Annotated in this window: 11 protein-coding genes; 4 read left to right on the top strand and 7 right to left on the bottom strand. The window is 70.8% G+C overall.

Annotated elements, in window-relative coordinates; all coding sequences use genetic code 11:
• Positions 1–254: 254 nt before the first annotated feature.
• From DNK54_RS13385 to DNK54_RS13360, 6 genes are all read right to left on the bottom strand, one after another.
• Positions 255–1,808 carry an alpha/beta hydrolase gene (locus tag DNK54_RS13385; protein WP_110207444.1) on the bottom strand — a complete coding sequence of 518 codons (1,554 nt, stop codon included), beginning with the start codon at positions 1,806–1,808 and terminating at the stop codon, positions 255–257.
• Positions 1,805–2,968 carry a DNA polymerase III subunit delta' gene (locus DNK54_RS13380; RefSeq protein ID WP_110207443.1) on the bottom strand — a complete coding sequence of 388 codons (1,164 nt, stop codon included), beginning with the start codon at positions 2,966–2,968 and terminating at the stop codon, positions 1,805–1,807. Before DNK54_RS13380 ends, DNK54_RS13385 begins: the two co-directional genes overlap by 4 nt.
• Entirely contained in the window at positions 2,965–3,639 is a 675-nt protein-coding gene (gene tmk, locus DNK54_RS13375) for a dTMP kinase (protein WP_110207538.1), read from the bottom strand. The genes DNK54_RS13380 and tmk overlap by 4 nt, the downstream gene beginning before the upstream one ends.
• A 94-nt stretch (positions 3,640–3,733) precedes the next feature.
• Positions 3,734–6,433 (bottom strand): type I DNA topoisomerase, encoded by a 2,700-nt coding sequence (topA, locus tag DNK54_RS13370; protein ID WP_110207442.1) that lies wholly within the window; start codon positions 6,431–6,433, stop codon positions 3,734–3,736.
• 236 nt (positions 6,434–6,669) lie between these two features.
• On the bottom strand, positions 6,670–8,010 hold the full coding sequence (locus tag DNK54_RS21720) for a DUF2510 domain-containing protein (protein ID WP_275426267.1): 1,341 nt from the start codon (positions 8,008–8,010) through the stop codon (positions 6,670–6,672).
• Between the two features lie 106 nt (positions 8,011–8,116).
• Positions 8,117–9,586, bottom strand: a complete 1,470-nt coding sequence (locus DNK54_RS13360) for a DUF7059 domain-containing protein (RefSeq protein WP_239460082.1) — start codon at positions 9,584–9,586, stop codon at positions 8,117–8,119.
• Between the two features lie 287 nt (positions 9,587–9,873).
• Between DNK54_RS13360 and DNK54_RS13355 the strand changes: the two genes are divergently transcribed.
• A complete protein-coding gene (locus tag DNK54_RS13355; RefSeq protein WP_110207440.1) occupies positions 9,874–10,425 on the top strand; it encodes an ArsR/SmtB family transcription factor in 552 nt (183 codons plus the stop codon).
• Positions 10,422–11,630: an MFS transporter gene (locus DNK54_RS13350; RefSeq protein ID WP_204164588.1), complete on the top strand. Its 1,209-nt coding sequence runs from the start codon at positions 10,422–10,424 to the stop codon at positions 11,628–11,630. Before DNK54_RS13355 ends, DNK54_RS13350 begins: the two co-directional genes overlap by 4 nt.
• On the opposite strand, the gene DNK54_RS13345 is transcribed toward DNK54_RS13350, so the two are convergent.
• Positions 11,631–11,966, bottom strand: coding sequence for an anti-sigma factor antagonist (locus DNK54_RS13345; RefSeq protein ID WP_110207439.1), 336 nt, complete (start codon positions 11,964–11,966; stop codon positions 11,631–11,633).
• Positions 11,967–12,116: 150 nt separating this feature from the next.
• Between DNK54_RS13345 and DNK54_RS13340 the strand changes: the two genes are divergently transcribed.
• Positions 12,117–14,444, top strand: a complete 2,328-nt coding sequence (locus DNK54_RS13340; protein WP_338036278.1) for a DEAD/DEAH box helicase — start codon at positions 12,117–12,119, stop codon at positions 14,442–14,444.
• A gap of 4 nt (positions 14,445–14,448) precedes the next feature.
• Positions 14,449–15,225: a 2-phosphosulfolactate phosphatase gene (locus tag DNK54_RS13335; RefSeq protein WP_110207438.1), complete on the top strand. Its 777-nt coding sequence runs from the start codon at positions 14,449–14,451 to the stop codon at positions 15,223–15,225.
• Positions 15,226–15,239: the final 14 nt, after the last annotated feature.

The raw sequence follows: 15,239 nt of genomic DNA, 5'->3' as shown, positions 1-15,239 counted from the left end.
GTAGACCAGCACTGCGACCGCGACGAGCGCGACCTGGGCGAGCAGGTTGCGGAGCTGCGGGCTGGCGCCCTCCGACCGGGGCGTCGGCCCGGCCGGCCCCGATGATGCGATGGTGGTCACAGTCGTCCCCTCACCCGAGTTGGCGTACCTGCATCAGCCAACCGTCTCCAGGGTATGCCGACCATCGGGTGCCGCCCGCGCCCTTCTCGGGATCTTCCCCGAGATGCCCCTGAGCCGCCGGCGTCGCGGCTCCCCTAGGCAGTCGGGCAGTCCACCGGACCGTCGGGCACCACGCCCTCGACCAGATATGCCTCGACCACCTCGTCGACGCAGGCGTCGCCCTGGTGATACCCGGTGTGACCGTCTCCGTCTCGGCTGACCAAGACCGCCGGCCTCAACTGCTCGGCCAGAGCCTGGGCCCATTCGTACGGCGTCGCAGGATCACGCGTCGTGCCGATGACGAGCAGCGGGGCGGCACCGGCGGCGGTCAGCGGACCGCGCTGCTCGGAGGCCTCCACCTGGATCCCCGCGCACGCCGCCAGCCCCCACGCGAAGACGTCACCGAACGTGGGTGACGCCTTGCGGAAGGCCGCAAGCTGGCCGGGGATACGCCGTACGGGGACGGCGCTCGGGTCGTCGAGGCAGTTGATCGCCCAGATCGCCTCGGCCGAGTTGTCGGTGTAGGTGTCGCCGACCCGGGAGGAGTAGAGGTCGGAGAGCTGGAGCAGCGCCGCGCCGTCGCCCTCGAGCGCCGCGCCGAGCGCATTGTCGAGCATGCTCCAGTAGCCCTCGTTGTAGAGCGGAAGCACGATGCCGTAGAAGGCGCTGCCAGTCGTCAGCTCTCGCTCACCGACGGTGAGCGGCTTCGCGTCGACCTGGTCGAGGAAGTCGGTGATCCGCTCGAGCGCGGCCTCGCGATCGGCCCCCAGGTAACAGTCGCCCTCGGCAACGCAGTGGTCGGCGTACGCATCGATGGCGCGCTGGAACCCGCGGGCCTGGCCGAGGCTGAGCTGTCGCGAGTCGAGGTTGGTGTCGATCGCCCCGTCGAGCACCAGTCGGCCGGAGGTCGACGGGTAGAGGTCGGCGTAGGTGGCGCCGAGCTTGGTGCCGTAGGAGGCGCCGAAATAGGTGAGCGTGCGCTCATCGAGCACCGCGCGGATGACATCGAGATCGCGCGCCGCCTCAACTGTCGAGACATGCCCGGCCAGGGCGCCGGAGAGCTTCACGCACCCTTCGCCGAGTCGTCGGCTCCACTCCTGCACCTCCGCGACCTCAGCCGGGGTGTCGGGGACCGGATCGGAGGCGAGGAAGGCGTCGAGATCGGCGTCGCTCAGGCAGTCGATCGGGCTGCTCTGCCCGGTGCCGCGAGGGTCGAAGCCGACGATGTCGAACCGCTGCAAGAGCGGGGCGCCGAAGGCGTACGCCGCCTGGTCGGCGTAGGTCGTGCCCGGCGCACCGGGGCCGCCGGGGTTGACCACCAGCGAGCCGACCCGGCCCGCTTGGTCGAGCGCCGGCACGCGCAGCAGCTTGAGCTCGATCCGGGCACCATTCGGCTTCGCATAGTCGAGCGGCACCTGGACCCGAGCGCACTCGCGATTGCCACACTCCGTCCACTCCAGCACCTGGTCGTAGAAGGGCTGCAGGCCGGGCGCCGGCGCCACCCGGGCTGCGGGGTCGGGTGGGCGGCTGCGACGCTCGGTGTTCGGCGCGTCCCCGTCGTCGCGGGCGGCGAGGATCGACAGTGCGGTGGCCCCCAGGCCGACCAGCAGCAGCCCGACGACGGCGATCAGCGCCACCGTCCGCCTCACGGGCGGCTCCCCTCCGGGAGGCGCAGCGACACCATCATCGACTCCAGCGCCAGCGCGGCCGGCACGTTGAACTCCAGCATCTGCTCCCGAGCGGTGAAGATCGCCTCGATGCGGGCCAGGTTGCTCTCCGGCGTGGTCACCCGCACCAGGCGCGCCAGGTCGCCGCGCAGCTCCTCGTTGACCAGCTCCACCCCGGAGCCGGAGGCGAGCAGCAGCGCGTCGCGATAGACGGAGACCAGATCCATCAGCGAACGGTCGACGACGTCGAGCACGCGCCGCTTCGCACGGGTGCGTTGTGCCTTCTCCAGGGCGGTCAGGGCCGGACCGTACTCACGAGGGCGGCGGCCTCGGTCGACCACGCCGAACGACGAGTCCAGGTCGGCCTTCTCCCGCGTGTCGAGCTCCTGCGTGATCGCCTCGGCCTCCTCCTTCGCCCGCTCGTGAAGGTTGCCGGCAGCAGTCATGCACGGACCGAGACCGGTGAGCCGCACCGGCCAGCCGATCACCTCTCGCCGCCGGTTGCGGGTCGCCTCGTCGCGGGCGAGTGCCCGGGCCCGGCCGATATGACCCTGGCTGGCGCGGGCGGCGTACCTCGCCAGATCCTCGGGCACGCTCTCCGTCCGGGCCAGGAACGCCGCCACGTCGCTGGTCGACGGCGTCGCGAGACTGATCAGCCGACACCGGGACCGGATCGTCTGCAGCACGTCTTCGACGGTCGGCGCGCACAGGATCCAGACCGTACGAGCGCTCGGCTCCTCGATCGACTTCAGCAAGGCGTTGCACGCCTGGTCGGTGAGTCGGTCGGCGTCTTCGACGATCAGGATCTGCCAGCGCTGGCCGGCCGGCGCCAGGGCGGCGGAACGCACCAGCTCGCGCACCTCGTCGACACCGATGGAGAGCTTCTGGGTGCGGATCACAGCGACGTCTGCATGGGAGCCGGCCAGCACCGTCGTACACGAGTGGCAGCTGCCACAGCCCTGCTGCTCGCACTGCAGCGCGGCAGCCAGCGCCACGGCGGCGTTCGAGCGCCCGGAGCCCGGCGGACCGACGAACAGGAAGGCATGGCTCATCCCCTGCCCGGCGGCGACCTGGCGCAGCGTCTCGATCACCGGCCGCTGGCCGACCAAGGTGCCCCAGACACCGCCCGGCTCGGTGCTCACGGCTGTGCTCCCTCCGTCGCCTCCCGACGTACGGCGCGCTCCAGCAGCGGACGCACCGCATCGCGTACGGCGGTGGCGACGTCTTCCCGCGTCCCCCGGGCATCGAGCACGAGGTAGTGCGGCGGATCAGCGGCAGCGAGATCGAGGAACGCCTGCCGGACCCGTTGATGGAACTCGGCGGACTCCGACTCGATCCGATCGCGCTCCGCGAACCGGCCGAGCCCCTGCTCCGGCTCCAGGTCGAGCACCACGGTCAGGTGCGGGATCAAGCCACTGGTCGCCCACCGATTGACGGCGGTCACCTCTGCGGCGACGAGGTCACGGCCGGAGCCCTGATAGGCGATCGCGGAGTCGACGTAACGGTCGGTGATCACCACGGCACCCCGATCGAGTGCCGGCCTCACCACCGTCTCGACATGCTCCGCCTTGTCGGCGGCATAGAGCAGCGCCTCGGTGCGATGCGCCAGCTCACCCGTCTCCGGGCTCAGCACGATCTCCCGGACCCGCTGCCCGACCTCGGTGCCCCCCGGCTGCCGGGTCAGCACCGCCGCATAGCCCTCCTCGACCAGCCAGTCGTGCAAGAGCCGAGCCTGCGTCGATTTGCCCCCGCCCTCGCCCCCTTCGAAGCAGACGAAGACCCCGGTCGCGGTCAACAGTGCAGGCGTCTCGATCACGGAATGAACCCTAGTGGCCGCCCCCGAACCTTCGACTGCCCTATGCCAAGTTCCCCGCCCGGGGAAACAGGTGGCGGGTGAGACGAAGGGGTCAGGCCTTCTTCGCGGTCTTCTTCGCGGCGCTCTTCTTGGCGGTGGCCTTCTTCGCGGGGGTCTTCTTGGCGGAAGTCTTCTTGGCGCCTCGCTTGGCGGCCTTCTTCGCGGGGCCCTTGGCACGGCGTTCGGCGAGGAGCTCGGCGGCGCGTTCGAGGGTGATGGCCTCCACGGAGTCGTCCTTGCGCAGCGTGGCGTTGTACTCGCCGTCGGTGACGTACTCGCCGAAGCGGCCGGCCTTGACCACGACCGGCTGTCCGGAGACCGGGTCGTTGCCGAGCTCCTTGAGCGGGGCTGCGGCGGCAGCACGGCCGCGCTGCTTGGGTTGGGCGTAGATGGCGAGCGCGTCGTCGAGCGTGATCGAGAAGAGCTGCTCCTCACTGGCCAGCGAGCGTGAGTCGGTGCCCTTCTTGAGGTAGGGGCCGTAGCGCCCGTTCTGCGCGGTGATCTCCACGCCTTCGGCATCCGCACCGACCACGCGGGGGAGCGACAGCAGCTGGACCGCCTGGTCGAGGGTGACGGTGTCGAGCGACATCGACTTGAAGAGCGAGCCGGTGCGCGGCTTGGAGCCCTTCTTGGCGTCCTCGGGAAGCTCCTCGGTCACGTAGGGGCCGAAACGGCCGTTCTTCGCCACGATCCGCAGTCCCGTCTCGGGGTGCGTGCCGAGATCGATCTCCTCACCGGCAGGGTTCTCCAGGAGCTCCTTCGCCTTCTCCAGCGTCAGCTCGTCCGGCGGCAGGTCATCGGGCACGTTGGCCCGCTTGCCGGCCGGCGCGCCGTCGTCGCCCGGGCCCTCCACGTAGGGGCCGTAGCGTCCGACTCGCAGCGCGATCCCGGTCTCGGAGCCACCGATCGGGAAGGTTGCCAGCTCCTTGGCGTCGATCTCGCCGAGCCCGGTGACCAGCGGCTGCAGCCCCTGCACCTTGTCGGAGCCGAAGTAGAACTCGCCCAGCTCAGTGACCCGGTCGCGACGTCCAGCCGCGATGTCGTCGAGCACGTCCTCCATGCCAGCGGTGAACTCGTAGGAGACGAGCCGTTTGAAGTGCTCCTCAAGCAGCCGGATGACCGAGAACGCGATCCAAGCCGGCACCAGTGCGGTGCCCTTCTTGTAGACGTAGCCGCGGTTGAGGATCGTGCCGATGATCGAGGCGTACGTCGACGGGCGGCCGATCTCTCGGTCCTCCAGCTCCTTGATCAGCGTCGCTTCGGTGTAGCGGGCGGGCGGCTTGGTCTCGTGACCACTGGCCTGCAGCGAGGCAGCGGTGACCCGATCCCCCTCGGCGAGGTTGGGCAGGCGCGACTCCTGGTCGTCGCTGGCCGCGTTGTCGTCCGTGCCCTCCACGTAGGCCTTCAAGAAGCCGTGGAAGGTGATCACGCGACCGGAAGCCGCGAACACGACGTCTTCGCCACTGGCCGCACGTCCACCGAGCCGGATCGAGACGGACTGCCCCTGAGCGTCCTTCATCTGCGAGGCCACGGTGCGCATCCAGATCAGCTCGTAGAGGCGGAACTGGTCGCCGGTCAGGCCGGTCTGCGCCGGCGTGCGGAAGGAGTCGCCGGCCGGCCGGATCGCCTCGTGCGCCTCCTGGGCGTTCTTGACCTTCGAGGCGTAGACCCGTGGCTTGTCCGGCAGATACTCGGCGCCGAAGAGTTCGCGCACCTGATCGCGCGCCGCGCCGATCGCCGCGCTCGAGAGCGTGGTGGAGTCGGTACGCATGTAGGTGATGAAGCCGTTCTCGTAGAGCCGCTGGGCAACCGACATGGTCACCGACGAGCTCATCCCGAGCTTGCGGCTGGCCTCCTGCTGGAGGGTCGTCGTACGGAACGGGGCGTACGGCGATCGCTTGTAGGGCTTGGACTCCACCGAACGGACGTCGTAGGTCGTCGCCTCGAGTGCTGCGACGAGTGCCTCGGCACGGGTGCGGTCCAGGTGGACGACCTTGCCGCGGGCGCTGGCCTTGAGCTCGCCGTCCTGGCCGAAGTGGTTGCCGCGCGCGACCGCCACGTCGTCGATGCTGTGCAGCTTGGCCGGGAAGATCCGGCTCTCCTTCTCCGCACCGGCGTCGAACGAGCCCTCCAAGTCCCAGTAGGAGGCCTGCCTGAAGGCCATCCGCTCCCGCTCACGGTCGACGACCAGGCGGGTGGCCACCGACTGCACGCGGCCCGCGGAGAGACCGCTCATCACCTTGCGCCACAGCACGGGCGAGACCTCGTAGCCGTAGAGCCGGTCGAGGATGCGTCGAGTCTCCTGAGCCTCGACCAGATCCATGTCGAGCTCGCGCGGGTTCTCCACCGCGGCCTGGATAGCGGGCTTCGTGATCTCGTGGAAGACCATCCGGTGCACCGGGATGTTCTTCGGCTTCAGCTCGTCGAGAAGGTGCCAGGCGATGGCCTCGCCCTCGCGGTCCTCATCGGTGGCGAGATAGAGCTCGTCCGCCTCCTTGAGCAGGCCCTTCAACTTGCTGATGTGCGACTTCTTGTCGCGCGGGACGACGTAGTAGGGCTCGAAGTCGTGGTCGGTGTCGACAGCGAGCCGCCCCCACGGCTTGTCCTTGATCTTCGCCGGGGTGTCGGCGGCGTTGTTGGGCAGGTCGCGGATGTGGCCGATGGAGGACTCGACGACGTACCCCTTGCCGAGGTAACCCGCGATGGTGCGGGCCTTGGCCGGGGACTCGACGATCACCAACTTGTGTGCCACGGACTCACTTCACTTCCTGCTGGGTGCCCGGATTGGGGCGGTTCGGGACATGTTCCCGGCCGACACGGTAGCGCGGCGGGCTCAAGGGATGCGTAGTTGGCCGCCGGGTACGCCGTGAACGTCGTCACCGGTCCTCCTTCGCCTCGAGCCTCACTCCATCATGACGGCGTGGCCGCCGGAATCACCCCGAGGGGCGCCCGACGGCCACACGCGAACTCAACGCAGTGAGCGGGATCTTACGGAGACGGCGCCACGCTCAGCCCCTGGACGACCTCGTCCATCCGCTTGACCAGCTTCGCGTCGTCGAGCGGAGCAACGCCTGCGTAGAGGCCGTAGTCGTCGTCGTTGCCGGTGTCGACCACGACGACCTCGGCCACGTCACCGCCGGCCTTGACGCTCGGGTCGTCGACCCTGATCTCCCAGCGCACTCGCCACGCGTCGTGGCCGTCCACCTGGACCGCCTCGTTCGCCAGCTCCTTGGTTCCGCTCATGTTCTGGTAGAAGTCGGGCGAGTTGGCCATGCACTCGATGACCGCTTGGGCGGCGGCCTCGAGGTCGGAGCCCGCGTCCTCCTTCTCGATGGCGCCGAGCGCCTGGACCGACATCCACTTGTCCTTCTGCACCTCGCGATAGACCGTCCCGAGGTCCTCGGCGAACGTGTAGGCCTCGGCGACAGGGAAGGGCGGCGGGCCGTATCCCTTGATCTGCGGGCTGGAGAGACCACCGCCGTAGAGCCTCCCGTCCTCGGGGTAGGACTCACGCGAGGTCGGGTCGCCGCTGGTGCAGAAGCCGGCGACCGGAGCCGTGGGCAGGACGTCGTCCGGCTCGTCCGTCTCGGTCGGCTGGTCCGTCGGCTCGTCGGTCTCGGTGGGCTGATCGGTCGGGTCGTCGGTGGGCTGGTCCGTCGGCTCGTCGGTCGGCTCGGAGGTCGAGGCGTCGTCCGCCTTCTTGTCGTCCTTGTCGTCGCCGGTCAACGCCATCGCGCCGAAGATGCCCCCGATGATCAGCAAGATGACGAGCACTCCGGCCAGCACGATCCACAGGCCCTTCTTGGAGCCGCCGTTGCCGCCGTCGCCGGGCATGGGAGACCACTCCTGTTGGCCACCGCCCGACCACTGGTCACCGCCGCCCCAGCCACCGGCGCCGCCCGCGGCAGGCGTCGCCGCGAACTGGCTGGTCTGCTGCTCGCCCCACTGCTGCTGGCCGGCCCCGGCCTGCTGCCACTGCTCGCCGGCCCCGGCGGTCGCCCCCCACTGCTGTGCGGGCTGCTCGGGCTGCTGTTCACCCCACTGCTGCGCGGCAGGCTGATCGCCCCATTGCTCGGCGGCGGGCTGCTGCTCCCACACCCCAGGCTGAGCGGGCTGCTCGGGCTGAGCCGGCGGCTGCGGCGCCATCTGCGTCGCGCCCGGGTCGATGCCCTGCTGCTGCGGCGGAGCCGGGGGCTGCACCGGCGGCCAGCCGCCGGGCGGGGGCGCATAGGGGTTGTCGGTCGTCTGCTGACTCCACGCCTGACCGTCCCAGAAACGGAACGAGTTCGGCTGACCGGACGGATCGGGGTACCAACCTGGGCTCGACACGGGGGTCAGCCTAATTGATCGGCCTCAACGCCCACGGTGCGGAACAACCCGCCTCTTCCTTGCTCGCAGTGAGGAAGGGGAATCGTCCTGGCGAACAGGCTGCCGCTCAGAGCTCGAGGAATCCGTCGGCCAGCAGCTCACGCACCACCGGAAGGCGCTCGGCCACCAGGGCTGCCGGCTCCTGCTCCAGGAGGGAGGCGATCGCGGTCAGCACCTGCTGCACCGACAGCTCCCCGTCGCACGCCCCCACGAAGGCAGCCTCGACGGTGTCGGCCTGGCGGGCGCGACGCAGGCCCCGCTGCTGGCGGAGGACCACGGTCGCCGGGTCCTCGGCACCGGGAGCACCGAACGTCTCCTGCTGTACGTCAGCCCGCAGCACCGGGTGGGCGGAGAGGAGCACCGCGTCGGTCAGACCACGCAGGTCGTCGACGGTGTCGCCCCATGCGTCGATGGCCGGGGCGATCGGCTGCTCGACGTCGTACGGCCACTCCTCCAGGCGCAACGTCGGCGTGCTGTCGGTACGCCGCAAGTTGATCCAGCCGAAGCCGACACCGGCGATGCCCTGCCGCTCGAACCACTCCAGCCAGGTGTCGTAGCGCCGTACGTAGTCGGCAGTGCCCTGGACGCCGGCGTCCTTGAGCCACAGCTCGACGTACCCCGCCGGGTCGATCACCTCGCGCTGCACCACCCAGGCGTCGCAGTCGGCGATCCAGCCGGAGAGTCGCTCCTGCCAGTCGCCGCCGGCCGGGATCACCCAGTTGGCGAGGATCTGGCACCAGCCGCCTTCGTTGAGCAGGGCCGGGGCCGCACGCACGATGTCCTCGACGACGCGGTCGCCGGGCAGTCCCGAGTCGCGGTAGACCAGGCGCTCGTCGGTGGCCGGGGAGATCACGAACGGCGGGTTGGTCGCGATCAGGTCGAAGGTCTCGCCCCGCACCGGCTCGAAGAAGGAGCCGTCACGGACGTCGATGTGGCCGGGCCGGATCCCGTTGAGTCGGGCGTTGAGCTCGGTCATCCAGAGTGCGCGCTTGTTGATGTCGGTGGCGACGACCTGATCACTGTGGCGCGCCAGGTGCAGCGCCTGCACCCCGCAGCCGGTGCCGAGGTCGAGGGCGCGTCCCACCGGGTGCCGGAGGGTGAGCTGAGCCAGCGAGGTGGCTGCGCTGGAGATGCCGAGGACGTGGTCGGCACCGACCCGGTTGGGGGTGCCGTCGAGGCCCGGGGTGAGATCGCTGACCACCCACAGGTCCTCGTCGTCGGTGGCGTAGGGACGGATGTCCATCCGCGCGGCCACCTCGCCGATGCTCTGCTCCAGCAGCCCTTCGTTGCAGAGCCGGTCCACCAGCCCGGGCAGTGCCTGCTCGGCCTCCGACACCGTGACCGGAGTCTGCAGCAGGAAGAGTCGAGTGAGCGTCTCCAGCGGGCTCCCGCCGCGGGTACGCCGCAGCCCCGGCACCGTCTCGTTGCGCGAGAGGGCGGTGTGCGCGGTCTCCCCCAACAGGTCGGCGACTCGCGCGTAGGTGTAGCCGGCAGAGTCCAGGGCCTCCCGCAGGGCGGGCACGAAGTCGTTGCTCACGAGGCAAATCTACGTGCGCTCGGGGCGCGACGTCCTGCCACCTGGTCGCCGGAGCAACCACCTCGCAGGACGTCCCGACAACGTCCTACCACCTGGTCGCCCGAGCAACCACCCCGCAGGACGTCCCGGGCAACGTCCTGCCATCACTCAACCGGAGTCCGGTACGAAGCGCGGATCCAGGGACTGGAACCGGCCCGGATCAGCGTGGACTGGTGACCTCATCGCTCGCGAGAGCGAGATATACAAGAGACCTTGTCGATCAGGAACGGGGCACCTAGCGTGCGCGCATGACCTCGATCGAGACGCTCCGCGCAGTGCTCCACCCGGCTCGTCGGCGCATCGTCCACCACCTCTACCTCTACGGCCCCACTCAGGTCGGCACCCTGGCCAGGGAGCTGGGGCAACAGGTCGGCAGCATCAGTCATCACCTGCGGATGCTGGAGCGGGTGGGCGTCGTCGTACCGGCTCCCGAGCTGGCCACCGACGGCCGGACCAGCTGGTGGCGACTGGTGCGGGAGTCGTTCAGCTGGTCAGCCGACGACTTCGCCGACAGCCCCGCCGACCACATGCAGGCGAAGGCGGCCGAGCGGGTCAACCTCGAGCACCACACCGACCGCTGGGTGGCCTGGAAGCGCCAGGAGGCAGCGGTGCCCGCGGCGTGGCGCCGCGCGGCGTTCAGCGTCGACCTCGTTGCTCAGGCCACGCCTGAGGAGCTCGCCGGCCTCCAGGAGGCGCTCCTCGAGGCCTGGCGGGCGTGGCGGGAGGGGATCGACACCGACGACGGGCAGCGACGGCAGCCGGTCTTCGCCTTCGCCTACGGCTTCCCGTCCCGTCCGTGACCGTCCTCGTGCCGCCACTCGCCCGGGACCGGATGGTCCACGGATGGTGGGCCGTCAAAGGGCTCTCGGACGCGGGGGACGCGGCCTGGACCCTGGCCCTCGCCTGGACAGCGGTGCAGATCGCCTCGCCCGGGGTCGCCGGTCTGATCGTGGCAGCCGGCACCGTGCCGCGCGCCCTCCTCCTGCTGCTCGGCGGAGCGGTCGCGGACCGGCAACCCACCCGGCAGGTGCTCATCTCCGTGACGCTGGCGCGACTCGCCGTCCTCGCGGCAGCTCTCGCCGGAGCCCTGGGCCCAGGCGTCTCGGTGCCCCTGCTGATCGCCGTCGCGGTGGGCTTCGGCTGCTGCGACGCCCTCTTCGAGCCTGCCTCGGCCACCCTGGCACGCCAGCTGGTCGTCGACGACGACCTCGCGGCGTACTCCGGGGCAGCACAGACGGTCACGCGACTCGGGACGATGGCCGGGGCCGCGCTCGGTGGCGGCCTGGTGGCTGCGGGCGGCCTGGCCGCGAGCGCGCTGGCCAACGCGGTGACCTACGTCGGAGTGCTCAGCTACCTGACGCTGGTGCTGCGCCTCCGAATCCCGCTTCCCCGCACCCGGGAGCTGCCGGTGCTCCGCAGCATCCTGGACGGCTTCGGCTACCTGCGGCGCGACCCCACCGCGCGGGTCCTGGTGCTGACGCTCTCCGGGCTCAACCTCGCGGTCGGCCCGGCGCTCGGCCTCGGCAGCGCACTGCTCGTGCGCCAGCAGGGCTGGGGCGCCAGCTGGCTCGGGGCACTCGAGGCGTGTGTCGCCGGCGGTGCGCTGTGCGCCGCAGCCACCATGATCCGGCGCCGACCGCGCCAGGAGGCTCGCTGGGGCTTCGTGCTGCTGGTCGTACAGGGCGGCGCGATCATGCTGCTGGCCTTGCCTCGGCTCCCTGCTGCCATGGTCGCCTGCCTTCTCATCGGGGTGAGCGCGGGCGCAGCCTCCGTGCTGCTCTCCGCGGTCTTCATGCGGACCGTCGCCCCGGCGTACCTCGGGAGGCTGGCGTCGATGCAGCGGCTGGGTGACGACGTGCTCATGCCAGCCGCGATGAGCGGGTTCGGAGCGCTGGCCGCCGGCGCCTCCCTGGGTACGGCGTTCCTGCTGTTCGGCGGCGCGATGAGCGGGATGATGGCGGTGGCGCTGCTCCGGATCCGGTCGCCGCAGGCGAGCCCGGGCTGATCAGCCGGCGAGCGCGGCGTCGGTCGTGTCGTGGATCGCGAAGACCTTGGCCAGGCCGGTGATCCGGAAGATCTTGAGAAGGCGCTCCTGCGTGCACACCAGGCGCAGGGAGCCGTCGTGGGCACGGACCTTCTTGAGCCCCCCGACGAGGACGCCGAGTCCGGTGGAGTCGAGGAACTCCACACCCTCCATGTCGATCACCAGGTGATAGGTGCCGCCCGCGACGAGCTCGGTCAGCGCGTCACGGAGTTTGGGCGCGGTGTAGACGTCGATCTCACCCTCGACCGCGACGATGGTGACACCATCGTGCTCGCGGATCTCCAGAGTCAGGTCCACCGTCTCCCCTTCATCGTGACCGGTCGGTCACCGTAGTACGGGGCGCCCGAACTGCCCCGTGCCCGAGGAATATCAAACCATGCGCACGGCCGGAGCGCATGGTCCCGGTCAACGCGGCAAGTGTCGGTGGTAGTTGCGACACTGGTCGACGTGACCCTCGCCGACCTCCGCGTCCACCCTCCTCGGGACATGGTCCAGCGGCTGCTGACCCCCGCCCGGGCGGAGCGACTGACCCACCTGGAGGAGCTTCCGGAGCGGCCCGCGCACACCGGCCCCTGGCCGACGTGGGTGCATCCCGAGGTACGCGCAGCCTTCGAGGCACGCGGGGTCGCCGAGCCCTGGCTCCACCAGGTCGAGGCGATGACGGCGGCCCATCGCGGCGAGCATGTGGTGGTGGCCACCGGCACCGGCTCGGGCAAGTCGCAGTGCTATCAGGTGCCGGCGCTCGGGGCTGCCCTGGCCGCTCGCGGCGCCCGCGGTGAGCGCGGGGCGAGCACCCTCTACATCGCGCCGACCAAGGCGTTGGCCCAGGACCAGCTTGCCGCGATCCAGGGGCTCGGCCTCGGCGTGCGTGCCTCGACCCACGACGGCGACAGCAGCCGTGAGCAGCGCGAGTGGTGCCGCGACCATGCCGAGTACCTCCTCACCAACCCCGACATGCTGCACCTGTCGATGCTGCCCGGCCACGCCCGCTGGCGCGGATTCTGGCGGTCCCTGCGCTACGTCGTGCTCGACGAGTGTCATCACTACCGCGGCGTCTTCGGGGCCCACGTCTCCCACGTGCTGCGTCGACTGCGCCGTGTCTGCGCCGCCCACGGCGCCCACCCCACCTTCGTGCTCGCCTCCGCCACGGTCGCCGAACCCGGCGATCTCGCCGAGCGGCTCACCGGACTCCCCCACCGCGCGGTCACCGACGACGCCTCGCCCCGTGGCCGGGTCACCGTCGCCCTCTGGGAGCCACCCTTCGTCTCCCACGGCGGCGAGAACGGGGCGCCGGTACGCCGCGCAGCCAGCTCCGAGACCGCCGATCTGATGACCGACCTGGTCATCGACGGGGCCCGGACCCTCGCCTTCGTCCGCTCCCGGCGCGGCGTCGAGGCGGTCGCCGCCGCTGTGTCCGATCGCCTCGCGGAGGTGGATGCCGCTCTGGTGGGCCGCGTGGCGCCCTACCGCGGGGGCTACCTGCCGGAGGAGCGCCGGGCGATCGAGCAGCGCCTGCGCTCGGGCGACCTGCTCGGGATCGCCGCGACGAATGCGCTCGAGCTCGGCATCGACGTACACGGACTCGACGCCGTCGTGCTGGCCGGCTTCCCCGGCACGCGAGCAGCGATGTGGCAACAGCTGGGGCGCGCCGGTCGCGGGGGTGCCGACGCGCTCGGCGTGCTGGTGGCCCGCGACGACCCCCTCGACACCTACCTCGTGCACCACCCCGAGACCCTGCTCGGCCGCCCCGTCGAAGCCTGCGTCTTCGATCCGGGCAACCCCTACGTGCTCGGCCCCCACCTGTGCGCGGCCGCCGAAGAGCAACCGCTCGAGCGCGCCGAGCTGGAGATCTTCGGCCCCGGCGCTGCGGCCGGCGCGGACGCTTTGGCGGAGGCTGGGATGCTGCGCCGCCGCGGAGACCGCTACTACTGGACCGACAACCGGCGCGCCTGCGACCTGGCCGACATCCGCTCGACGGGTGGAGCGGCCTACTCGCTGGTCGACGGAAGCACCGGTCGGGTGGTGGGCACGGTCGACGCGGGCGCGGCCCACGGCACCGCACACCAAGGTGCTGTCTATCTCCACCTGGGCGAGACCTGGCTGGTGCGCGAGCTCGACCTCGAGCAGCACGTGGCGGTCATCGAGCGCACCGAGGTGCAGCACAGCACCTCGGCGCGTGAAGTGATCGACATCCGGATCCTGCAGGAGGAGACGCACACTCGCTGGGGCCGATGCCGTCTCTCCTTCGGCTCGGTCGAGGTCTCCCACCAGGTCGTCGCGTTCCTCAAACGCCGGGTGCCCTCCGGGGAGGTGATCGGCGAGGAGCCGCTCGATCTGCCCGAGCGCACCCTCCCGACCCGATCGGTGTGGTGGACCGTGCCGACCGACGTGCTGGAGGAGGCCGGGCTCGCAGCCGCCGACCTGCCGGGCGCCGCCCACGCCGCGGAGCACGCCTCGATCGGCATGCTGCCCCTCTTCGCCACCTGCGACCGCTGGGACATCGGCGGCGTCTCGACCGCACTCCATCCCGACACCGGAGAGCTCACGGTCTTCGTCCACGACGCGCACCCGGGCGGCGCGGGGTTCTCCGAACGCGGATACGCGGTCGCCGGCTCGTGGCTCAGCGCCACCCGCGAAGCGATCGCATCGTGCCAGTGCCCGAGCGGCTGCCCCTCCTGCATCCAGTCACCGAAGTGCGGCAACCAGAACAACCCGCTCGACAAGGACGGTGCGCTACGTCTTCTGGAGGTCCTGCTGGCGGGGCGGGCACACTGAGTCCGTGACCGAGCCCACCCCGCATGCCCAGGCGTCCCACCGGATCCGCTTCGACTGGGGCCCGCAGGGTGCCCAGCAGGTGCCCGCCGATATCGCTGTGGTGGTCGACGTGCTCTCGTTCACCACGGCGCTGACGATCGCGGTCGAGCGTGGCATCGAGGTCTTCCCACATCCCGTTTACGACACGAGCGCGAAGGAGCTCGCCTTCCGGCACGGCGCCGCGCTGGCCGTGCGACGGTTCGAGGCACTGAGCCTGCGAGATGCCCGACACATCTCGCTCTCGCCGGTCTCGCTCATGAAGGCCACCGGGGTCGACCGGCTGGTGCTGCCGAGTCCCAACGGCTCGCGGATCAGCGCCGACTACGCCGAGAGCGGCGCGGCGGTGATCGGCGCCTGCCTGCGCAATGCCGGAGCCGCAGCCAGCCACATCGCCGAGAGGCTCGGTCCCCGCGGCACCGTCGTGGTGATCGCCGCAGGCGAGCAATGGCCTGACGGGAGCCTGCGTCCGGCTGCGGAGGACCTCTGGGGGGCCGGGGCCGTCCTGACCGGGCTGGCGACCGCGCTGGGCGACGACCTGCTCTCCCCGGAGGCGCACATCGCCGCGAACGCCTTCACCGCCGTACGACCGCGACTGGCCGAACAGATGAACGCGTGCGCGTCGGGCCGCGAGCTGGCTGAGCGCGGCTTCGCGCAGGACGTGGAGATCGCGGCGGAGTACGCCGTCAGCCCGGCGGTCCCCCACCTGGTGGGAGCGTCGTTCATCGACGCTGCCGCCAGGTGAGGGGCGCTGCGCTT

Origin of the sequence: Nocardioides daejeonensis, from assembly GCF_003194585.1 — a bacterium.
Taxonomy (GTDB): Bacteria; Actinomycetota; Actinomycetes; order Propionibacteriales; family Nocardioidaceae; genus Nocardioides; species Nocardioides daejeonensis.
Note: the sequence above shows the minus strand (reverse complement) of the source record. Positions and strands in the feature narration are given on the sequence as shown.